Genomic DNA, 22,220 nt, shown 5'->3' with positions numbered 1-22,220 from the left:
GATCTCTCACAAGGAAGCAGTCCGTGAATTCCACCCCCGTACCCGATACGCCCGAGGCTTACGGCCGCCCCACCTCCTGCGGACCGCTCATCGTCGACCTGGAGACAGTCCCGCGCCAGAACAGGGGAGACCGCACACGCGAACGCCCCCTTCCTCCCGACCTTTTGGACGACCCGGACGCGACAGCAGCGGCCGAAACGGCGGGCATCGAGAATCTGCTGCGCTGCTGGGTCCGGGAGAACAACCTCGTCAGGCCGACCGGCCCGCTCCTGCGCATCCCGCTGAAGGCGAGCGGCGCGGCATTGCTCGTCCCTGTCCTGTACTGGTCGCCCACCGGCTGGCACCGGTTCGGCAGACCGACGCTGGAAGGCGGTTCGGCGACCGCGCCGCCCGCAGACGCTGTCACCGTCGCCGCGCTGCTCGGCCGGGAAACCGGCCAACGCGAGAGCGCCGACCTGGTCGGCAGGGTCGCCGATTCGGTACGCCGCACCGCCACCTTCGTCGCCGAGCGGCGCACCAGCCCGGGGCCGGCCGACGAAACGGATCTCTTCCTCACCGCGGAGCAGTCCCTGCTGTTCGGCCACCCTCTGCACCCCACCCCGAAGAGTCGGGAAGGCCTGTCCGACGCCGAGAACCGCACGTATTCGCCGGAGTTGCACGGCTCCTTCCCTCTGCACTGGATTGCTGTCGACCGGTCCGTACTGGCGCAGGACTCCGCATGGACGGAGCGGGGCCGCACCCTCCCCGCCGAACTGGTCATTGCCCGATTGGCAGGCACTCTTTCGCATCCGGACGGCACGGTCCTGCTGCCGCTGCACCCGTGGCAGGCTCAGGAGTTGATGCGGCGTCCCGCCGTGGTCCAGCTGGTCGAGGCGGGCCTGCTGTACGACCTGGGTCCGTATGGTGACCACTGGCATCCCACCTCCTCCGTGCGTACGGTTCACCGTCCCGGTTCCGCGGCGATGCTCAAGCTCTCCCTGGGCCTGCGCATTACGAACTCCCGGCGGGAGAATCTGCGCAAGGAACTCCACCGGGGTGTGGAGGTCCACCGCCTGCTGAGAGGCGGACTCGGTGAGGAGTGGCAGACAGCTCACCCGCGCTTCGACATCGTCCGCGACCCCGCATGGCTCGGAGTGGACACCCACGACGGAAAACCGCTGCCGGGATTCGACGTCGTCATCCGTCACAATCCCTTCGGCCCGGGGGACGATGCCGTGTGCATCGCGGCTCTCACCGCGGTCCGACCCCGTCCCGGCCGGGAACGGATGAGCTCCCGGCTCGCGGACATCGTGACCGCGCTCGCTGCCTCTACCGGCAGGTCCACCGGAGCCGTTGCCGCCGAGTGGTTCCTGCGATACCTCGATCACGTCGTACGCCCCGTGCTCTGGCTCGATGGTGCCGCAGGCGTCGCCCTCGAAGCCCATCAGCAGAACACGTTGGTCATGCTGGCCCCCAACGGCTGGCCCGTCGGCGGACGCTACCGCGACAACCAGGGCTACTACTTCCGTGAGTCCCACCGCGAGGCTCTGGAAAGGCGGCTGCCGGGCCTCAGCGCGACCAGTGACACGTTCGTCGCCGATTCCGTGACCGACGAGCGATTCGCCTACTACCTCGGCATCAACAACGTCTTCGGGCTCATCGGGGCATTCGGCTCGCAGCACTTGGCAGACGAACGCCTGCTGATCGCCGCCTTCCGGCAGTTTCTCGCAAAGGCGAGCGCGCTCGGTTCACCGCTGCCCGCCCAGCTGCTGAACGCCCCGGTGCTTCGAACCAAGGCCAACCTGCTGACCAGGCTGCACGGGCTGGACGAGCTGGTCGGTCCGGTCGACACCCAGTCGGTCTACGTCACCCTCAGCAACCCCCTCCATTCCGCCGGGACATGACCCGATTCATACCTGAGACGAGGAGTGTCGCCGTGCCCTCCATAGACGCGAGCATCAACTCCGGGACCGAGCCTGCCCGGCCGGCCGGCCCGGACCACCTGACCACCCCGGACCACCTGACCGACACTGCCGGACCGACCGCGGCAGAAGCAGCAGACACCCTGGATCTGCGGCTGTCCGGGGAGCTCCTGGCAGCACTGCGTGAGCGTGCCCCGGAGACCGGATACGCCGCCGCCGCTCCCCGGATGCGTACGGGGGACGACCTCCTGGACGACCCCGGGGCCTGGGAATCCGCCGCCACACCCGCAGGCGAGTTCCGGCTCGTCGCTGCGGACATCGAGCGAGATCTCGCCCTGATCAGCCGGTGGATGAACGACCCGGCCGTCGCCGCTTTCTGGGAACTCTCGGGCGACGAGTCGGTCACGGCTGCGCATCTGCGCGGCCAAGTCGATGGCGACGGACGAAGCATTCCGTGTCTCGGCCTGCTTGACGGCATTCCGATGAGCTACTGGGAGCTCTACCGGGCGGATCTCGACCCGCTCGCCCGGCACTATCCGGCGCGACCGCAGGACACCGGACTGCATCTCCTCATCGGCGGAGTCAGTGACCGCGGCCGAGGTATCGGCACCACCCTGCTGCGAGCCGTGTCCGACCTCGTACTGGAGAACAGGCCCCGCTGCACACGGGTGATCGCGGAACCCGACTTGCGTAACACCCCCTCGGTAGCGGCCTTCCTGAGCGCTGGCTTCCGTTTCTCTGCGGAGGTGGAACTCCCGGACAAGCGCGCCGCCCTGATGGTCCGTGACAGGACGCTGCGCCGTCTGCTCTGAGTGATCACCGTGAGCCTCCATGCATGACTGGTTGGCAGCGACTGGTTGGCAGCTACTGGTTGTAGGTGACTGGTTGTAAGTGCTCGGCGGTGAACGACGTCCATGTACAACGTGCTGCATTTGATACACCGCGCGTCCCGCATCGGTTCCCACTCGAGGAGTGCCTGTGTTGAATCCACCCGTCATCCCCGACTCCGCCGCGGAACCGGCGCTTCTTTCCCCCGCCGAGCTGAACCCGGACGACTGGGACCGGGCTGCCCGCCGCCTCCTCGCCAAGATGCTGAGTTCGTTCGCCTACGAAGAGATCATCGAACCCACGGCCAAGGCCGGTGACCGCTTCCTGCTCACGCTCGACAACGACCTGCCGCTCACTTTCCGGGCTCGGCGCGGGGCTTACGGGAACTGGCATGTGGACCCGGACACCATCGAGCTGGAAGGCCGGCAGTTCACCGATCCGCTCCGATTCCTCGTCCTCGCCCGTCGCCTGCTCGACCTCGACGGCGCCACCCTCGGCCACCTGATCCGGGAACTCACCACCACACTGGCGGCCGATGCGCGTCTCGACCACACGTCACTCCCCGTGGAGGACCTCGCCGACCTCGACTACGCGCAACTCGAGGGCTATCAGACCGGGCATCCCTGGCTGGTGCTCAACAAGGGCCGCATCGGCTTCTCCGCGAGTGACGCTGCCCGTTGGACGCCCGAGTCCCGCACCTGGGCGCGTCTGCCCTGGATCGCGGTCAGCACGGAGCTCGCCCGCTATCGGGGTGTCACAGGTCTCGGCACTCCCGAGCGGCTCTACCGCCGCGAGCTCGACGCCGCCACGCGGGCGTCCTTCGCCGCGCTACTGCGCGCTCGCGGCCTGGACCCGGACCATTACCTCTATCTGCCCGTGCACCCCTGGCAATGGGACGAAGTGATCCTTCCACTTTTCGCTCCTGCTATTGCCCACCACAAGATCGTGCCGTTGCATGCCGACGGTGATCCGAGACTTCCCCAGCAGTCCGTCCGCACCTTCCTGAACCTGGACCGGCCTGACCGGCACACCGTGAAGCTTCCGCTGTCGATCCTCAATACGCTGGTCTGGCGTGGTCTGCCCACCGAGCGGACGCTCGCCGCGCCTGCCGTCACCGCCTGGGTCCAGGGCCTGCGCGACGACGATGCCTTCCTGCGCAACGAGTGTGGAGTCATCCTCCTCGGCGAGGTCGCCTCCGTGTCGGTCGAGCACCCTCTCTACGATCACCTCCCGGAAGTCCCGTACCAGTACCGGGAACTCCTCGGCGCCATCTGGCGGGAACCGCTGGAGAGCCGGCTCGCTCCCGGTGAGGGAGCCCGCACGCTTGCCTCGCTGATCCACACCGACCTGCAGGGGCGCTGCTTCACCGCGGAACTGGTTGCCAGATCGGGGCTCACCCCCACCGCCTGGCTGCGCCGGCTCTTCGTAGCGCTGCTGCCGCCCCTGCTGCGCTTCCTCTACCGCTACGGCACGGTCTTCTCGCCGCACGGCGAGAACGCCATCGTCGTCTTCGACGACCACGATGTACCCGTTCGGCTGGCGATCAAGGACTTCGTGGACGACGTCAACGTCAGTGCGGAGTCCTTGCCGGAGCACGCATCGATGCCTGACGAAGTGCGTGAGGTGCTACTGACGGAGGAACCCGCCTTTCTCACCCAGTTCATCCACTCCGGGCTCTTTGTGGGCGTCTTCCGCTTCCTGGCCCCGCTCTGCGAAGATCAGCTGGGAGTCCCCGAAGCCGATTTCTGGTTACTCGTCCGAAACGAGATTCTGCGCCATCAGGCTCGCTTCCCCGAGCTCAAGGAACGCTATGAGATGTTCGACCTCCTCACCCCTCGGATCGAGCGTCTCTGCCTGAACCGCAACCGGCTCCACCTCGACGGCTACCGGGACCGACCGAATCGTCCGCACGCCGCAGTGCACGGAACGGTCCGCAACCCCCTCAACGAGGTGTGATCCCGATTGTCGGTGGTGCCCCGTAGGGTAGTCCTGCTATGACGAAGCCCTCCCTCCCTGAGCTCTTGCACGCTGCCGTCACCGCCGTGGGCGGTACGGAGCGCCCGGGCCAGGTCACCATGGCCCAAGCCGTCGCTGAAGCGGTCGACCACAATGCCCACCTGCTGGTTCAGGCGGGCACCGGTACTGGAAAGTCCCTCGGCTATCTGGTGCCTGCCCTGGCCCACGGTGAGCGTGTCGTCGTGGCCACGGCGACGCTCGCGCTACAGCGCCAGCTGGTGGAGCGCGATCTTCCGCGAACGGTCGAGGCCCTCCAGCCGCTGCTGCGGCGACGGCCCGAGTTCGCGATGCTGAAGGGCCGGTCCAACTACCTCTGTCTGCACCGCCTCCACGAGGGCGTACCGCAGGAAGAAGAGGACGGTCTCTTCAACCAGTTCGAGACGGCGGTTCCCAGCAGCAAGCTGGGCCAGGACCTGCTGCGGATGCGGGACTGGGCCGATGAGACGGAGACCGGCGACCGCGACGATCTCACCCCTGGTGTGTCCGACCGGGCCTGGGGACAGATCTCCGTCTCGTCCCGCGAGTGCCTCGGGGCGAGCAAGTGCGCGTATGGCGCTGAGTGCTTCGCGGAGGCCGCCCGTGAGCGGGCCAAACTGGCCGATGTCGTCGTCACCAACCATGCCTTGCTGGCCATCGATGCGATCGAGGGAGCTCCGGTACTTCCGCAGCACGAGGTGCTGATCGTCGACGAGGCACACGAGCTGGTTTCCCGGGTCACTGGTGTGGCCACCGGCGAGCTCACCCCGGGCCAGGTCAACCGGGCCGTGCGGCGTGCCGCGAAACTTGTCAACGAAAAGGCGGCAGACGCCCTGCAGACCGCCGCCGAGACATTCGAGCGAGTCATGGAGCTGGCTCTGCCGGGACGCCTGGAAGAGATCCCGGAAGACCTCGGATATGCCCTGATGGCGTTGCGTGACGCCGCTCGCACGGTGATTTCGGCGCTGGGTTCCACCCGCGACAAATCGGTCCAGGACGAGGACGTCGTGCGTAAGCAAGCCATGGCGTCCGTCGAGTCCATTCACGAGGTCGCCGAGCGGATCACTCTGGGCTCGGAGTACGACGTCGTCTGGTACGAACGCCATGACCGCTTCGGCGCTTCGCTGCGAGTGGCCCCGCTCTCCGTATCGGGATTGCTCCGCGAGAAGCTCTTCGCCGACCGGTCGGTCGTTCTGACGTCCGCCACTCTTAAATTCGGCGGCGATTTCAATGGGGTCGGAGCTTCGCTCGGTCTTTCCCCGGAAGGAACGGAGGGTGAGGACCTCCCCCAGTGGACCGGACTCGATGTCGGCTCGCCCTTCGACTATGCGAAGCAAGGCATTCTCTACGTCGCCAAGCACCTCGCGGCTCCGGGCCGCGAAGGTTCCAGGACGGACATGCTGGATGAGCTGGCTGAGCTGGTGGAGGCGTCCGGCGGGCGCACCCTGGGACTCTTTTCGTCCATGCGGGCGGCCCGGTCCGCGGCCGAGGAACTGCGCGACAGGCTGGACAAGCCGATTCTTCTGCAGGGTGAGGAGACACTGGGTGAGCTGATCAAGAACTTCGCGGCGGACCCTGAGACCTGTCTCTTCGGCACGCTTTCGCTCTGGCAGGGAGTGGATGTCCCGGGGCCCAGCTGCCAGCTGGTGGTGATGGACCGGATTCCCTTCCCGCGTCCCGATGATCCACTGATGAGTGCTCGCCAGAAGGCGGTGGAGGAGGGCGGCGGCAATGGGTTCATGGCCGTCGCGGCCACGCATGCTGCTCTGCTGATGTCTCAGGGAGCGGGTCGGTTGGTACGCGCCATGGGAGACCGGGGTGTCGTAGCGGTGCTCGACCCGCGTCTGGCCACTGCCCGCTATGGCAGTTACCTGCGGGCGTCTCTGCCGGAGTTCTGGTTCACCACGGACCGTAACCAGGTGCGTCGCTCGCTCGCTGCCATCGACGGGGCGGCGAAGGCGGACGGCGCATAGCGGCGTCGTCCCTGCGCCACGAAAGATCGGGGCCTTGCGCCGTCCGGGGCACTTGCAAGCGCGTCCTGGGGCACTACAGGGCCCCGGAACCTGCGCAGTGGGTTCCGAGGCCCGGCTCATGGCCGGTGGGGTGGTCAGACCCGCCGGAGCACTGCTACCACCTTGCCGAGAATGGTGGCTTCGTCCCCTGCGATCGGCTGGTACGCGGCATTGTGGGGGAGCAGCCATACGTGTCCGTCCTCGCGCTTGAAGCGCTTGACGGTGGCCTCACCCTCGAGCATGGCGGCCACGATGTCGCCGTTCTCCGCGACGGGCTGGCGGCGTACGGTGACCCAGTCGCCGTCGCAGATCGCCGCCTCGATCATCGAGTCGCCGACGACCTTGAGCACGAAGAGTTCGCCGTCTCCCACCAGCTGCCGGGGGAGCGGGAAGACGTCCTCCACCGACTCTTCGGCCAGAATGGGTCCACCGGCGGCGATCCGACCGACGAGCGGCACGTAGGAAGCGGCCGGCTTGCCCGTGGTGTCGGTGGTCTGGGTGCTCGGCTGGTCGGAGCCACGGACCTCGTACGCCCGGGGGCGGTGCGGGTCGCGGCGAAGAAAGCCCTTCCGCTCCAGCGCCATCAGCTGATGGGCGACGGACGAGGTGCTGGACAGCCCCACCGCCTGACCGATCTCCCGCATCGACGGCGGATAGCCGCGCCGCTGGACGGAGTCCCTGATCACCTCGATGACTCGCCGCTGCCTGTCCGTCAGCCCAGAACTGTCCGCCCGGATTCCCGGAGGTCGGCCGGGCAGCGAGCGAGCAGGTCGCGGGGGCACCAGGCCCTCGGTATCCGTTGCGTCGTTCATGGCATGCACCGGCTCGAGTCGATTCTGGGAGCGGTCCTGGGCAGTGATGATGGCACTGTCTGCGGTCGTGGTCACGTCGGCCCCTCTCGAGATGTTCTCTCCCTAGTTGGACAACGGTAGTGGCTTTCGAAAGGTTGCGCCAAACACACGTTCGAGTGAAAAACTGCAAAATCCTTCACCTGAGCGGATGGTCGGGTGTATGAGCGCACTGAGTACGGAAGGCGACAAGGCCGACGACGCTACCGCCCGGCCTCGGGCAGTCGTTCTGCGGGTGCTTCTCGCGGACCGTCGCCGATGGATTTCACTCTGTCATCGGTCGGCCCGGGATCCCCGCGCCGACGCGCCTGTCGTACGCTCGGCACGGCCGGACGGCGGGAGTGGCGTGCCGACACGCGCTGAGGCGAAGGTGGCGCCGAACCCCAGATCTAGTGGTTGGATTGCAACCGCAGCCCAGAAGTAGTGGTCTCTGGTCCTTCAAGGGTCCGGTCATCGCCTATGCTTGGGGCTGCTTCGAGGGGCCCGTTCCGGGCCCTGACGAGGGTATTCAGTCGTGCGCGAAGGAGGCTCGGAACATGCACTGCCCCTTCTGCAGGCACCCTGACAGCCGTGTGGTCGACAGTCGCACCACCGACGACGGCACGTCGATCCGCAGGCGCCGTCAGTGTCCCGACTGCTCTCGCCGTTTCACGACGGTGGAGACCGCGTCGCTCATGGTGATCAAGCGCAGCGGGGTCACCGAGCCGTTCAGTCGCACCAAGGTCATTACCGGGGTGCGCAAGGCGTGTCAGGGAAGACCGGTCACCGAGGACGCCCTCGCCCAACTCGGCCAACGGGTCGAGGAGGCGCTGCGCGCCACCGGGAGCGCCGAGCTCACCACCCACGACGTGGGTCTGGCCATGCTCGGCCCGTTGCAGGAACTCGACCTGGTCGCGTACCTGCGTTTCGCGTCCGTCTACCGGGCTTTCGACTCGCTCGAGGATTTCGAGGGCGCCATCGCGGAACTCCGCGAAGGGCAGCCCCCCGCAGTGGAGTGCGAGTGCGGAGGGGCCCCGGCGGTGCCCCTGCCCTCCACTGCCACCGACTGATCCTTCGGGATTCGCGGTCACAGACCTGCCGGCGGCGCTTCAGGGGCCGCCGGTGCCAGACAAATACAGTGCCTTGGGAAGATTAGGGCGCTTTTGGGTGTTTTAGCCCGCATATGGGAGGCGGCATGACAGAGACGACGAGTGGCCCGGCACGAGGTTCCCGATCCAAGGGTTCCAAGGCGGCTGCTAATCGGCAGGGGTTGCGCGGCGAGCGCATCCACACCACCCCCGGCGTACACCCGTACGACGAGGTGGTGTGGGAACGCCGGGACGTCGTCATGACCAACTGGCGCGACGGCTCGGTCAACTTCGAGCAGCGTGGCGTCGAGTTCCCCGACTTCTGGTCGGTGAACGCGGTCAACATCGTCACCAGCAAGTACTTCCGGGGCGCTGTCGGCGCTGACAACCGTGAGAACAGCCTCAAGCAGCTCATCGACCGTGTCGTCAGGACGTACCGCAAGGCAGGGGAGGAAAACGGATACTTCGCCTCCCCCGCGGATGCCGAACTCTTCGAGCACGAGCTGGCCTACGCCCTCCTGCACCAGGTGTTCAGCTTCAACTCGCCGGTCTGGTTCAACGTCGGAACAGCGCAGCCCCAGCAGGTCAGCGCCTGTTTCATTCTCTCCGTCGACGACTCCATGGAGTCCATCCTCGACTGGTACAAGGAAGAGGGGATGATCTTCAAGGGCGGCTCCGGTGCCGGCCTCAACCTCTCGCGTATCCGGTCCTCGAAGGAACTGCTCTCGTCCGGGGGCAACGCCTCGGGCCCGGTCTCCTTCATGCGTGGCGCCGACGCTTCGGCGGGAACCATCAAGTCCGGTGGCGCGACGCGCCGCGCGGCCAAGATGGTCGTGCTGGATGTCGACCACCCCGACGTCGAGGCCTTCATCGAGACCAAGGTGAAGGAGGAGGAGAAGATCCGCGCCCTGCGCGACGCGGGCTTCGACATGGACCTGGGCGGCGACGACATCACGTCGGTGCAGTACCAGAACGCCAACAACTCCGTCCGGGTGAACGACGAGTTCATGAACGCCGTCGAGGCCGGTTCCAAGTTCGGTCTGCGTTCCCGGATGACCGGTGAGGTGATCGAAGAGGTCGACGCCAAGGCTCTCTTCCGGAAGATGGCCGAGGCCGCGCATGTCTGTGCCGACCCCGGTATCCAGTACGACGACACCATCAACCGGTGGCACACCTCGCCCGAATCGGGCCGGATCACGGCGTCCAACCCGTGCAGCGAGTACATGCACCTGGACAACTCGTCGTGCAACCTCGCCTCGTTGAACCTCATGAAGTTTCTGCGTGACGACGACCAGGGCAACCAGTCGTTCGACGCGGAACGCTTCGCGAAGGTCGTCGAGCTGGTCATCACCGCGATGGACATCTCCATCTGCTTCGCCGATTTCCCCACCGAGAAGATCGGCGAGACCACCCGCGCCTTCCGGCAGCTGGGCATCGGCTACGCCAACCTCGGCGCTCTCCTGATGGCGACCGGCCACGCGTACGACAGCGACGGCGGCCGTGCGCTCGCCGGTTCGATCACCTCGCTGATGACGGGTACCTCGTACAAGCGTTCCGCCGAACTGGCCGCGGTCGTCGGCCCGTACGACGGCTACGCCCGTAACGCGGACGCCCACAAGCGCGTCATGCGGCAGCACGCGGACGCCAATGCGACCGCCACGCGCACCGACGACCTCGACAGCCCGGTGTGGGCCGCGGCCACCGAGGCCTGGCAGGACGTGCTGCGTCTCGGCGAGAAGAACGGTTTCCGCAACGCGCAGGCCTCCGTGCTCGCGCCGACAGGAACCATCGGCCTGATGATGGACTGCGACACCACAGGCGTCGAGCCGGACCTGGCCCTGGTCAAGTTCAAGAAGCTCGTCGGTGGCGGCTCGATGCAGATCGTGAACAACACGGTCCCCAAGGCCCTCAAGCGGCTGGGCTACCAGCCCGAGCAGGTCGAGGCGATCGTCGCCCACATCGCGGAGCACGGCAACGTCGTCGACGCCCCCGGCCTGCGACTCGAGCATTACGAGGTCTTCGACTGCGCCATGGGTGAGCGTTCCATCGCCCCCATGGGTCACGTCCGGATGATGGCCGCCGCCCAGCCGTTCCTCTCGGGCGCCATCTCGAAGACGGTCAACATGCCGGCGTCCAGCACGGTCGAGGACGTCGAGGAGATCTATCTCCAGGGCTGGAAGCTCGGCACCAAGGCACTCGCCGTGTACGTCGAGAACTCCAAGGTCGGCCAGCCGCTCTCGGCCAAGACGAAGGACGTCGCCGAGGAGCCGAAGACCGAGAAGGTCATCGAGTACCGCCCGGTCCGCAAGCGGCTGCCCAAGGGCCGCCCCGGTATCACCACCTCGTTCACCGTGGGTGGCGCCGAGGGCTACATGACCGCCAACTCCTACCCGGACGACGGTCTTGGTGAGGTCTTCCTGAAGATGTCCAAGCAGGGCTCGACCCTCGCGGGCATGATGGACGCCTTCTCGATCGCCGTCTCGGTGGGCATGCAGTACGGCGTTCCGCTGGAGACCTACGTCTCGAAGTTCACCAATATGCGTTTCGAGCCGGCCGGAATGACGGACGACCCGGACGTGCGGATGGCTCAGTCGATCGTCGACTACATCTTCCGCCGCCTGGCGCTCGACTTCCTGCCCTTCGAGACGCGCTCGGCGCTCGGGATCCACTCGGCCCAGGAGCGTCAGCGCCACCTGGACACCGGTTCCTACGAGCCCGGTGACGACGATGTGGATGTCGAGGGTCTGTCCCAGTCCGCGCCGCGCGCTGTGGAGATCCCGAAGGCCGTCACCACCAAGCCGGAGGCGGTGGCCGCGGTCCCGGCTCCGAAGGAGGCACACAACTCCACCGAGCTGATGGAGATCACGCTCGGCCTGAACGCCGACGCACCGCTCTGCTTCTCGTGTGGCACGAAAATGCGCCGCGCCGGCAGCTGCTACCTCTGCGAGGGCTGCGGCTCGACCAGCGGCTGCAGCTGATCCTGCGGCGGGACCGCGGGGAGATCCGGGACAGCCCGGGTAGCTGATCAGCGTTCATCGAGGGGACCGGTCCATGGCCGGTCCCCTCGACGCGTGCCCACCGGACCGGGTGCGGTTCGGGCGGTCACGGACGTACTTGGTCCGAGTGCGACCTGCGTCACTCTGCTGGCCGTACGATGGCGCGGTGCTGGTCAAGTGGATTCGCTGCACGGTGACGGACCTCCGGGGGTTCGAGCAGGGGCAGCGGAGGTGGGCGGGGTTGCTGGGCGAGCCGGGTTTCCGGGGACAGGGTGGTGGATGGAGCCGTGGCCGACAGAGCGTGGCCCATGTCTTCACCTTCTGGGAGAGCCGTCCCTTCTACGATTCGTTCATGGCGCGGTCGCACGACCGGCTCGCTGCCGCGCAGTCGGGTACGCACAAGGATCGCCGAGCCAAAATCTTCGACCACCGCTTCGATGTGAAAACCGGGTTCGAGCCGCGCTTCTCGGACGCGGATGTCGTCCGTGTCGCGCACTGTCGGGTGCGCACGGACCGGGCCGAGCACTTCGCACTGATGCAGGAGAAGGTCTGGAACCCCGCGATGGCGGGGTCGCCGGGGATGCTGCGCGGTCTGTTCGGCCAAGCCCCCGGAGACGAGTTCCTGGTTCTTTCGATGTGGCAGTCAGCAGCCGAGCGCGGGAAATACCGTCCCGAGCGGGTCGAGCGGCTCTCGTTGCGTGCGCAGACCGACGCGGATGTGGTGGCTCTGGCAGGGGACATCGTCCAGCTCGAACCCTCCTGGACGGTGTGATCTCCGTCGGCTCTGCCGGAGGCCGGGGCAGTGGTTGCCGATTGAATCTAGGGTTCTGGCATGGCACGACCACAACGCATCGTCCTCGTCCGGCACGGCGAGTCGGAGGGCAACGCCGATGACACGGTGTACGAACGCGAGCCCGACCACGCCCTGAGACTCACCGGAACCGGTTGGCGACAAGCCGAAGCGGCAGGGGTACGTCTGCGCCAGATCTTCGGGCAGGAGACCGTCAGCGCCTACGTTTCGCCCTACCGCCGCACCCACGAGACCTTCAGGGCTATCGGGCTCGACCCGGAAAAGGTGCGGATCAGGGAGGAGCCCAGGCTGCGCGAACAGGACTGGGGGAACTGGCAGGACCGCGATGACGTGAAGCTGCAGAAGGCCTACCGGGATGCCTACGGGCATTTCTTCTACCGTTTCGCCCAGGGGGAGTCCGGCGCGGACGTGTACGACCGGGTCGGCGCCTTCCTGGAGAGCCTGCACCGCAGCTTCGAGTCTCCCGATCACCCGCCGAATGTCCTACTGGTCACGCACGGGCTGACCATGCGGCTCTTCTGCATGCGCTGGTTTCACTGGTCGGTCGGTGAGTTCGAGGCGCTGTCGAACCCGGGTAACGGGGAGACCCGCACCTTGCTGCTCGGTGCGGACGGCAGATACACGCTTGACCGGCCGTTTGATCACTGGCGTGTTCCGGAGTCGTACGGCGCCACCGGATAGAGTTGTACAGCGATGACCGCTGACTCCGCTTTCCACTCCGTTTCCGGGTCTCTTCCCGAAGCTTTCGGACGTGCCCGGTGCAGCCTGCGTGGGCTTTCCGTAGGAGACGCCCTGGGTTCCCAGTTCTTCGTCCCCGACAACTATCCGCTGCTCGCCAGGTGTGAGCTGCCGCCCGGGCCCTGGCAGTGGACCGACGACACCGAGATGGCCTGCTCGGTCCTGGCCGTGCTGGTGTCGCACGGCCGCATCGACCAGGACGCGCTGGCGGCGTCGTTCGCCGAGCGGCACGACTTCGACCGTGGTTACGGGCCTGCGGTCAACCGGATGCTCCGACTGATCAGGGAAGGCGGTGACTGGCGGGAGCTGGCCAGCTCCCTCTTCAACGGGCAAGGCTCGTGGGGCAACGGGGCGGCCATGCGGATCGCGCCGCTCGGCGCTTGGTACGCCCACGACCCGGAGCAGGCCACTCATCAGGCAGAGATCTCGGCGTACACCACGCACCAGCACCGTGAAGCCGTGGTGGGCAGCATGGCGGTGGCGGCGGCGGCCGCCCTCGCCGCAGCTCCTGGTGGCCCGCCGGCTCCGGCCGCGTTGCTCGACGGCGTGATCGCACTGGTTCCGCGCAGTGCCGTGGGCGCGGGTCTGCGGCGGGCCAAGGACATGCTCGATTACGACGACGCGGGGACCGTCGCGGCGGTATTGGGCTGCGGACGGCGCACCAGCGCGCACGACACCGTGCCGTTCGCTCTCTGGTCCGCGGCCCGCTGCCTGGGCGATTTCGAGCAGGCGTTCTGGACAACGGCCCAGGTGGGCGGTGACGTGGACACGACCTGCGCGATCGTCGGCGGTGTGGTGGCCGCGACAGGACAGACGCAGCCGCCCGCTGAGTGGCTGGACCGGACGGAGAAGCTTCCTGAGTGGGTCCCGTCGCGTCCGTCGTAGCACGGCGGACGCGACGGGCGATGGTGTCTACGGAATCAGATGGCTCCCGTGTTGCCGGCCGTACCGCTGAGCGCCTCGAGGTCACTCTTGCGGACCTGGATGACGAATACGGCGGTGACCACGGCGAGCCCGACCAGAGAGACCGCTGCGATGAAGGACACGCCGATGCCGTGGGCGAGGACGGCATCGCTCCAGGGCGCGGGCAGCTTGTGCGTCCTGGCGAAGGTGGCCTTCTGATCAGGAGTTCCTTCGGTGAGGAACTTCGCCGCCTGCTTCGTTCCCTCGTTGCGGCTCGCGGTGCCGAAGACCGTCGTCAGAATGGACAGGCCAAGCGCTCCACCGACCTGCTGAGTGGTGTTGAGCAGCCCGGAAGCCGCACCGGACTCGTGCTCGGCCACGCCGGAGACGGCAGTGAGTGTCAGGGTCACGAAGTTCAGCCCCATGCCGAATCCGAACAGCACCATGGGACCGAGCACTCCGCCGACGTACGAGCTGCCCGGGTCGATCATCGTGAGCCAGCCCATGCCGATTCCGGTGAGGACGGTGCCGGTCACCATGAAGGGCTTTGGGCCGAGCTTCGGCAGTAGTTGAGTGGAGAGTCCCGCCCCGGTGATGATGGCGACGGTGACGGGCAGAAAGGCCAGCCCTGCCTTGATGGGGCTGTAGTGCAGGACGTTCTGGACGAACAGCACGATGAAGAAGAACATGCCGAACATCGCCGCGGCGAGGCTGAGCATCATGACGTAGGTGCCCGAGCGGTTGCGGTCCGCGAACATACGCAGTGGGGTGATGGGCTGCGCCGACCGGCGCTCCACCGCGATGAACGTGAAGAGAAGCACGACCGCGGCGGCGAACGATCCCAGAGTCACGGTGTCGCTCCAGCCGTCGTTGGCCGCGCGGATGAATCCGTACACCAGGGCGGCCATACCGGCTGTCGAAGCGGCGGCGCCGGTGATGTCGAACCGCCCGGGGCGCCGTTCGGACTCGACGATGTAGCGCGGTGCGAGAAAGGCGATGAAGAGGCCGATCGGCACGTTGACGAAAAGTACCCAGCGCCAGTCGAGCCAGTCGGTGAGCATGCCGCCGGCCAGCAGGCCGAGCGCGCCACCGCCCGCGGAGACACCGGCGAAGACTCCGAAAGCCCGGTTGCGTTCGGGGCCCTCGGGGAACGTGGTGGCTATCAGAGCGAGCGAGGTGGGCGAGGCTATCGCGCCGCCGACTCCCTGCAGAGAGCGGGCTGCGAGCAACTGCCAGGGCTCCTGGGCGAAGCCGCCGAGCAGCGAGGCGAGGGTGAAGACCAGGATGCCGGTGATGAACATCCGGCGTCGGCCCAGCAGATCCCCGGCTCGCCCACCGAGCAGAAGCAGTCCGCCGAAGGTGAGCGCGTATGCGTTGATCACCCAGGTCAGGTTGTTGGTGGAGAAGCCGAGCGCGGTCTGGATGTGCGGCAGGGCGATGTTCACGATGGTGGCGTCGAGTACCACCATGAGCTGACAGGCGGCGATGACGGTGAGCGCGATACCAGGACGCGCCGGCCGCCGGCCGGAGTCCGGTGCGGATACGTCGCGCAGCGACATATCCAGTTGATCAGAAGACACGAAACTTCCCCCTGGGGCGAGTTGGTGCACTGAGTCGTCCCCCGGGAGCGACAGTAGCCATGCCAACTTAGGGAACGCAAGCGTTCACTAGCTAAAGATCCGTTCCGACGGCAGCAAGGAGAGTCGACCCGCGTCGACTTTTCGGCGACACTGAAACCACTGATCAAGTAATGGAGTGCGACCCGGTATCGACGGAGTGGGGCCGATGGGTACTTCGCGCCGGACTGCGGATTCCGAGGCACAGCCGGTCTCGCTGCGCCGCCGGGGGCCGGTACTGGAACGGGCGATCCTTGATGCGGCCCTGGAGCAGCTGAGTACGGTCGGCTGGAGCGGTCTCACCATGGAGGGTGTGGCAGCAGGTGCTCAGACGGGGAAGGCTGCCGTCTACCGACGCTGGGCTTCCAAGGAGGACCTGGTCGCCGACGCACTGATGTCCGGACTGCCCGACCTGGACCAGGACACCGACTACGGCAGCGTCCGCGAGGATCTCTACCAACTCTGCCGACGGATACGGGACGCAATGTTCTCCAAGCCCGGGTTTGCACTGAGATCGGTACTTCACGAATGCGACAATGTTGCAGCGGAGCGCTTTCACGAGCTCATCCTGCAGCAGGTGGCAGAGCCCTCCGTCCGACGCTTCAATGACGTCGTGCGGCGCGGAATCGAGCGCGGCGACGTCCGTCCTGACGCAGTCAGCCCGCTGATCTGTGATGTCATTCCCGGGCTGATGATGTATCGGTCGAAGGTGTGCGGCAGTGAATTCCCGGATGATGATCTCGCCCGGATGGTGGACGAGGTGATGGTGCCGCTCCTGCGTCCGCGGTCTCGGTGAAGTCCGGTCCGGTACCGGGGTGTCGCCGCCGGTACCCGGCGGCGTAGGCTGGCAGTCGCCATGCCGTACCAACCACCCACGCACGCCGTCGAGCGCTCACTGCGCGCCACCACGGGTGCCAAGATCGTCGCCGGTGTTGACGAGGTCGGACGCGGGGCCTGGGCGGGTCCTGTCACCGTCTGCGCCGCTGTCACGGGACTCCGTCGGCCGCCGGAAGGGCTCACCGACTCCAAGCTCATCAGCCCGAAGCGCCGAACGGTAATGGCGGGGCTGCTGGAGTCCTGGGTCACCGCGTACACGCTCGGACACGCTTCTCCGGAGGAGATCGACGATCTCGGGATGACGGCGGCACTGCGGCTCGCCGCGGTACGCGCGCTCGAGATGCTTCCGGTGCGTCCCGACGCAGTGATCCTCGACGGCAAGCACGACTACCTGGGCCTTCCCTGGCGGGTCCGCACGGTGATCAAGGGCGACCAGTCCTGTGTCGCCGTAGCGGCCGCTTCGGTGATCGCCAAGGTGCGCAGGGACGCAATGATGGCTGAACTCGCCATGGAGTCCGAGCTCTGTGACGGCTTCGCCTTTGACGCCAACGCGGGTTACCCCTCGCCGGTGCACAAAGCCGCGCTGGCGGAGCGGGGGCCCACTCCGCACCACCGGCTCACCTGGTCCTATCTGGATGGGCTCCCCCAGTGGCGCCACTTGAAGAAGACCCGTCCCTCCGTAGAGGCTGACGCCCTGGAAAGCGGGGGCCAACTCGGCTTCGACTTCTGAACTTCCGGTGGATCGACGGCGAACCATTCCGCTCGAACAGCACTGACGTGCCCACCCGGTGGTGCTGTATGCGCTGCCGTTTGATAGACAACCATCCATGCCTCTCATCCCCGAGGAGCCTCAGATTCACGAGAGTGCCCAGGGTCCCGGCGTTGCCCCGGCCGCAGGCCGCGCCACGTCGACCCCCCGTCCCGTACCCGGTCCGCGTGCTGCGGCCGTGCCACGCCCCGCTCGTCCGGGGCCCCGTCCAGCCGGCAGGCCGGCGCCTTCAGCGCCTTCTGCTCAGCGGACATCCTCTGTCCAGCGTTCGGAGACCCCTGCGGGGGCTCCTGTGGAGAACCGTTCGGGCAACCGGTCGGCGACCCGCCCGGACGCAGCTCCGACCGTTGCGTCGAGCCCGCAGATCCAGTTGATCCCCGCTCCGCTGGACGGCGCGCTCGACGCCGCTGAAGAAGCGGTCGATCTGCTGCTCGACACCGGTCGCCTGCCCGGAGACATCCTGGTGTTCACGACCGGGGAGCCACACCCGTGGGCAGCGCACGAGCTGTCCTTCGGCGAAGCGTCCTACTGGGCCCAGCACGACGCCCGCGAGGACGTTTTCTATGCGGATGCCACCGCTGTCGGCCGTGCGAAGGCCCGTCCCGTCGTGATCGTGGCCCTCAACGGCGGGGCCGACGACGCCGTGGCTCGGGTGCTGCCCGCAGCCAGGGAGCGGACGGGAACGCTGCTGATCGTGTGCGGAGACCCCCAGCGCGTCAACGCAGCGCTCGGCGCCGGCGTCTGAAGTCGCGCATGTCGGTGTGCCCGGCGCCCCTGGGTGCCGCCGGGCACACCGACATGCCGCGGGTCGGCCGGCCCGCGCTGAGGGTCGGCACGCTTGCGGGTCAGCAGGTGGTGCGGGTCATCCGCGCCGGTCAGCGCGCCGCGGCCTTGCTCATCGCGGCCACGGCTCCTGGACGCAGCGGTGCGCGATCCGCGTCAGACCCGGTGTGCGCGATGTCGGATGGCTGTGACAGCGAATTGGGCCGTCGGCCACCGCGACCCTCCCCCAGTACCTGCCAGCCCCCTCGGGTGAGGGTGATGTAGGCCCCGCAGCGCAACCCGTGCAAGGTGCATGCGTCCCGCAGCCCCCACATCCACGCCCCGTCTTCCTCCGTCCAGCGTTCATCGCCGTCGCGACAGTAGAGCAGCACGGCGGTGCGTACGGGTGTGCGGCGCCGGAGGTCGTGCGGGATGACCCGGCGCAGATGCGCGAGCAGTGCGTTGCGGAAATCCCATCCGTCGGCCGGTGTGGACCGCCGGGTGAATGAGGCGCTGGCGGTGAGCCGTTCCTCATGGTCGAGCACGGCGATGACGGCTGTCGAAGGGACGGGTAGGTGCCTGGAGTGCAGGCCGCCGACCACCTCGCGGGGATTGCGCAGCAACGGGATGCCCGCGGCTGCCCATTCGGAGGGTTCGAGGAGCCTGCCGAGCCGGTTTGTGGAGTCGGCGGACATGGATGTCGATGAGGCTGTCAGGGCGGCGGACGGAGCGAATCCGAAGGTCACGGTCCTCCCTTCGCATACGCGCCCATGGTGCGGGCAGGGTCGAGTGAGGCGCACCGGGGCACAGCTCATGGAGACCACAGGCGAACCGTGCGGGGAGCGGTTTCAATTCTTCCTGTCGAAAGGGCAGGCGGCAACGAGCAATTGAGGCAGCTGACTGGAATCTTCTGGTATGGCACACATATCCCTGCCCAGACAGCTCGTGGATGACTCCTGCTGTCACCCCTGAACGGGGGGGACCAAGGGGACTGTTCCCTCCGCTGCTGACCGGCACAGCAGCCGAGCCGTGACCGCGAGCGTCCATCCGCTCTCGGAGCGATCATCGACGAGCAGGACAGCGCCGTCGGCCGAGTTCAGCGCGGGAACCCGGAACGGACGGCACGGTGAACGCCGAAGGCCGAGCCCTCACCCGCTGGGCGCTGCAGCTCCGGGAAACGCGCTCGTGAGCGCTCTGTGTCTACTCGATCCGACCGAGCAGGGGCATACGGCCGATCTTCGAGATGTGCCTGCCGAGCGATTCGACGAGTTCCGGCCGGTGCGTGAGGCACAGGTGCCACGCCAACCGGCCGCGGCGGGGCGTCGCTCTCGCCGGACCAGCCGGGCCCCCGGGCCCAGTCGGCCAGTACCGTCACCACTGCATCGGCCACGTCCTCAGGGGCCGTGGTGTCAGGGGCCTCTGGTGCGAGCATCGGTCGCAGCCTGTTGCCTCAGTCGATGTCCGAAAGTCTGCCCAACGCACGGCTCGGCAGGGCACGTTCTGCCTGAGCGATACGCCCCTTGAGCTAGACACCGACCGCTGCGAGCCCGGTAGGCCACATCTTTCGAGGCTCCACTTCGACGCCCGGCCGGCCGAACTCGCCGCACGCTGTGGCGTAGTCACGCATCGCTTGCTGTCCGGACGCGCGCTGCTTGGCCACCCATGCATAACGCTCCGAGCCATAGATCCAGAGCTGCCTCATGGAGGTCCAGCCGCCCTTCAGCCGGTTCACCGCACCGTCGATGTCAAGGACCTTCAGCATCTCCAGCCGGGTGCGCCTCAGGTCGACAAGGGGTTCGGTGGCGGGCAGTGAGAGAGGCCTGCCGACTGGGCGAGCACATCGAGGGTGCGACGCAGCCGGGTGGCCAGCCCCGGGCGCCCTCGATTGGTGTGTGGCGGACGCACTCTTCGTGAGTCTCCTGCCACGGTGGGTGGATTCGCTGATTGTCAGTGCCATCAGGTTGCATGGGGGTATGGACACCCTGGAGCTGCGCGCTGAAGCTGATGCCATCCTCGCTGAGCTGGTCGGTACACCCGGGGGCTCGGCGCGGTTGCGGGAGGACCAGTGGCAGGCGGTGGCGGCTCTGGTGGAGGAGCGCCGGCGGGCGCTGGTGGTTCAGCGGACCGGGTGGGGTAAGTCGGCGGTGTATTTCGTGGCCACCGCTTTGCTGCGTCGGCGTGGCTCGGGTCCGACCGTGATCATTTCGCCTTTGTTGGCGTTGATGCGTAACCAGGTGGAGTCGGCGGCGCGGGCGGGTATCCAGGCGCGCACCATCAACTCGGCCAACCCGGAGGAGTGGGAAACGATCTACGGGGAGGTGGAGCGTGGTGAGACCGACGTTCTCCTCGTGAGCCCGGAACGCCTTAATTCCGTGGATTTTCGTGACCAGGTGCTGCCCAAGCTCGCGGCGACGACTGGTTTGCTGGTGGTCGATGAGGCGCACTGTATTTCCGACTGGGGACACGACTTCCGGCCCGACTACCGACGCCTTCGCACCATGCTTGCGGAGTTGCCGGCGGGTGTACCGGTGCTGGCCACAACAGCGACAGCGAACGCGCGGGTGACCGCGGATGTGGCGGAGCAATTGGGCACGGGGGGCGGGGACGCGCTGGTTTTGCGGGGGCCGCTGGACCGGGAAAGTCTTCGGCTGGGGGTGCTGGAGTTGCCGAACGCTGCGCATCGGTTGGCGTGGCTGGGGGAGCGGCTGGGGGAACTGCAGGGTTCGGGGATCATTTACACGCTGACGGTGGCGGCGGCGGAGGAGGTGGCGGCGTTTTTGCGGCAGCGTGGGTATCCGGTGGCTTCCTATACGGGGAAGACGGAGAACGCTGATCGGTTGCAGGCGGAGGAGGATCTGCTGGCAAACCGGGTGAAGGCCCTGGTCGCCACGTCCGCTCTCGGTATGGGCTTTGACAAGCCGGATCTCGGGTTTGTGATGCACCTGGGGTCGCCTTCCTCACCGATTGCCTATTACCAGCAGGTAGGGCGTGCGGGGCGCGGTGTGGATCATGCGGATGTGCTGCTGTTGCCGGGGCGGGAGGACGAGGCGATCTGGGCGTATTTCGCTTCGGTGGGTTTCCCGCCGGAGGAACAGGTGCGGCGCACCCTGGATGTACTGGAGCAGGCGGGACGTCCGCTGTCCCTGCCGGCGCTGGAGCCGCTGGTCGATCTTCGGCGCTCGCGTCTGGAGACGATGCTGAAGGTCCTGGACGTGGACGGTGCCGTCAAGCGTGTGAAGGGCGGCTGGACGGCAACGGGGCAGCCGTGGGCGTACGACGCGGAGCGGTATGCCTGGGTCGCGAAGCAGCGGGCGGCGGAGCAGCAGGCGATGCGGGACTACGTGGCGACCACGGGGTGCCGCATGGAGTTCCTGCAGCGGCAGCTGGACGACGAGAAGGCGGTCCCGTGTGGCCGCTGTGACAACTGTGTCGGATCTTGGCTGGAGACGGCCGTGTCTCCCGCGGCCCTCGCGGCGGCGACGGGCGAGCTGGACCGGCCGGGCGTCGAGGTCGAGCCCCGCAAGATGTGGCCGACCGGCCTTTCTGCGGTCGGCATGGACCTCAAGGGCCGCATTCCTGTGGGCCAGCAGGCCCTCACCGGGCGTGCGCTGGGCAGGCTGTCGGACATCGGCTGGGGCAACCGTCTGCGGCCGATCCTGTCGGGGCAGTCGGCGGACGGGCCGGTCCCCGATGACGTGCTGAAGGCCGTTGTGACGGTGTTGGCGGACTGGGCCCGCTCGCCTGGCGGCTGGGCCAGTAGCGCTACTGACGCAATGGCGCGGCCCGTTGGGATTGTCGCCATGCCGTCGCGCACCCGGCCCCAGCTGGTCGCCTCATTGGCCAACGGCGTGGCCGATGTCGGCAGGCTCCCGCTGCTGGGCAGCCTGGCCTATGCCCCCCACGCCGACGAGCATGCCGCGCACCGCAGCAACTCCGCCCAGCGTTTGCGCGCCCTGGCCGACTCGTTCACCGTGCGCGACGAACTCGCCGCCGCCTTGGCCGGCACCCCGGGGCCGATCCTGCTCGTCGACGACTACACCGACTCCGGCTGGACGCTGGCGGTAGGCGCACGCCTTCTGCGCCAGGCCGGTGCCGATCAGGTGCTACCGCTGGTTCTGGCCCTAGCCGGATAAGCCGCGA

16 protein-coding genes and 1 pseudogene are annotated in these 22,220 nt (G+C 67.3%); 13 read left to right on the top strand and 4 right to left on the bottom strand.

The features are described from left to right. The first annotated feature begins 23 nt into the window (after window positions 1-23). The 4 genes from AB0M87_RS09990 to AB0M87_RS09975 all read left to right on the top strand — a co-directional run bounded on the left by AB0M87_RS09990 (window position 24) and on the right by AB0M87_RS09975 (window position 6,694). The gene (locus AB0M87_RS09990; protein ID WP_365851417.1) at window positions 24-1,883 is read left to right on the top strand and encodes an IucA/IucC family protein; all 1,860 of its coding nucleotides are present in this window, start codon (window positions 24-26) and stop codon (window positions 1,881-1,883) included. Between the two features lie 98 nt (window positions 1,884-1,981). Continuing rightward, window positions 1,982-2,713: a GNAT family N-acetyltransferase gene (locus AB0M87_RS09985; protein WP_365851486.1), complete on the top strand. Its 732-nt coding sequence runs from the start codon at window positions 1,982-1,984 to the stop codon at window positions 2,711-2,713. A gap of 166 nt (window positions 2,714-2,879) precedes the next feature. Beyond that, entirely contained in the window at window positions 2,880-4,685 is a 1,806-nt protein-coding gene (locus tag AB0M87_RS09980) for an IucA/IucC family siderophore biosynthesis protein (protein WP_365851416.1), read from the top strand. 38 nt (window positions 4,686-4,723) lie between these two features. After that, window positions 4,724-6,694, top strand: coding sequence for an ATP-dependent DNA helicase (locus tag AB0M87_RS09975; protein ID WP_365851415.1), 1,971 nt, complete (start codon window positions 4,724-4,726; stop codon window positions 6,692-6,694). Window positions 6,695-6,828: 134 nt separating this feature from the next. Here the strand turns inward: AB0M87_RS09975 and lexA are convergent, their stop codons facing one another. Next, complete coding sequence (lexA, locus tag AB0M87_RS09970) at window positions 6,829-7,620, bottom strand: transcriptional repressor LexA (RefSeq protein ID WP_365851414.1); 792 nt, start codon at window positions 7,618-7,620, stop codon at window positions 6,829-6,831. 497 nt (window positions 7,621-8,117) lie between these two features. Here lexA and nrdR point away from each other — a divergent pair, with 497 nt between their 5' ends. The 5 genes from nrdR (at window position 8,118) to AB0M87_RS09945 (ending at window position 14,078) form a co-directional block, all read left to right on the top strand. Beyond that, window positions 8,118-8,630, top strand: a complete 513-nt coding sequence (nrdR, locus tag AB0M87_RS09965) for a transcriptional regulator NrdR (RefSeq protein WP_365851413.1) — start codon at window positions 8,118-8,120, stop codon at window positions 8,628-8,630. Between the two features lie 125 nt (window positions 8,631-8,755). After that, the gene (locus AB0M87_RS09960) at window positions 8,756-11,626 is read left to right on the top strand and encodes a vitamin B12-dependent ribonucleotide reductase (protein ID WP_365851412.1); all 2,871 of its coding nucleotides are present in this window, start codon (window positions 8,756-8,758) and stop codon (window positions 11,624-11,626) included. Window positions 11,627-11,810: 184 nt separating this feature from the next. Continuing rightward, window positions 11,811-12,416: a YdbC family protein gene (locus tag AB0M87_RS09955; RefSeq protein ID WP_365851411.1), complete on the top strand. Its 606-nt coding sequence runs from the start codon at window positions 11,811-11,813 to the stop codon at window positions 12,414-12,416. 60 nt (window positions 12,417-12,476) lie between these two features. Next, window positions 12,477-13,136, top strand: a complete 660-nt coding sequence (locus AB0M87_RS09950; RefSeq protein ID WP_365851410.1) for a histidine phosphatase family protein — start codon at window positions 12,477-12,479, stop codon at window positions 13,134-13,136. Window positions 13,137-13,148: 12 nt separating this feature from the next. Continuing rightward, on the top strand, window positions 13,149-14,078 hold the full coding sequence (locus tag AB0M87_RS09945) for an ADP-ribosylglycohydrolase family protein (protein ID WP_365851409.1): 930 nt from the start codon (window positions 13,149-13,151) through the stop codon (window positions 14,076-14,078). 35 nt (window positions 14,079-14,113) lie between these two features. On the opposite strand, the gene AB0M87_RS09940 is transcribed toward AB0M87_RS09945, so the two are convergent. After that, window positions 14,114-15,655, bottom strand: coding sequence for an MFS transporter (locus tag AB0M87_RS09940; RefSeq protein ID WP_365851485.1), 1,542 nt, complete (start codon window positions 15,653-15,655; stop codon window positions 14,114-14,116). 226 nt (window positions 15,656-15,881) lie between these two features. On the opposite strand from AB0M87_RS09940, the gene AB0M87_RS09935 reads away from it, so the two are divergent. The 3 genes from AB0M87_RS09935 to AB0M87_RS09925 all read left to right on the top strand — a co-directional run bounded on the left by AB0M87_RS09935 (window position 15,882) and on the right by AB0M87_RS09925 (window position 18,063). After that, a complete protein-coding gene (locus AB0M87_RS09935; RefSeq protein WP_365851408.1) occupies window positions 15,882-16,508 on the top strand; it encodes a TetR/AcrR family transcriptional regulator in 627 nt (208 codons plus the stop codon). A 60-nt stretch (window positions 16,509-16,568) separates the two neighbouring features. Continuing rightward, on the top strand, window positions 16,569-17,279 hold the full coding sequence (locus tag AB0M87_RS09930) for a ribonuclease HII (RefSeq protein WP_365851407.1): 711 nt from the start codon (window positions 16,569-16,571) through the stop codon (window positions 17,277-17,279). Window positions 17,280-17,376: 97 nt separating this feature from the next. Further along, window positions 17,377-18,063, top strand: a complete 687-nt coding sequence (locus AB0M87_RS09925) for a hypothetical protein (RefSeq protein ID WP_365851406.1) — start codon at window positions 17,377-17,379, stop codon at window positions 18,061-18,063. Between the two features lie 130 nt (window positions 18,064-18,193). On the opposite strand, the gene AB0M87_RS09920 is transcribed toward AB0M87_RS09925, so the two are convergent. Together AB0M87_RS09920 and AB0M87_RS09915 are read right to left on the bottom strand one after the other, a co-directional pair. Next, window positions 18,194-18,826 carry a hypothetical protein gene (locus AB0M87_RS09920; protein WP_365851405.1) on the bottom strand — a complete coding sequence of 211 codons (633 nt, stop codon included), beginning with the start codon at window positions 18,824-18,826 and terminating at the stop codon, window positions 18,194-18,196. A gap of 216 nt (window positions 18,827-19,042) precedes the next feature. Further along, window positions 19,043-19,940 (bottom strand): annotated as a pseudogene (locus AB0M87_RS09915) (recombinase RecQ); the annotation flags it as partial. A 113-nt stretch (window positions 19,941-20,053) separates the two neighbouring features. Between AB0M87_RS09915 and AB0M87_RS09910 the strand changes: the two are divergent. Beyond that, window positions 20,054-22,213 (top strand): RecQ family ATP-dependent DNA helicase, encoded by a 2,160-nt coding sequence (locus AB0M87_RS09910; RefSeq protein ID WP_365851404.1) that lies wholly within the window; start codon window positions 20,054-20,056, stop codon window positions 22,211-22,213. Window positions 22,214-22,220: the final 7 nt, after the last annotated feature.

This window comes from Streptomyces sp. NPDC051320 (genome assembly GCF_040682175.1).
GTDB lineage: Bacteria > Actinomycetota > Actinomycetes > Streptomycetales > Streptomycetaceae > Streptomyces.
Note: the sequence above shows the minus strand (reverse complement) of the source record. Positions and strands in the feature narration are given on the sequence as shown.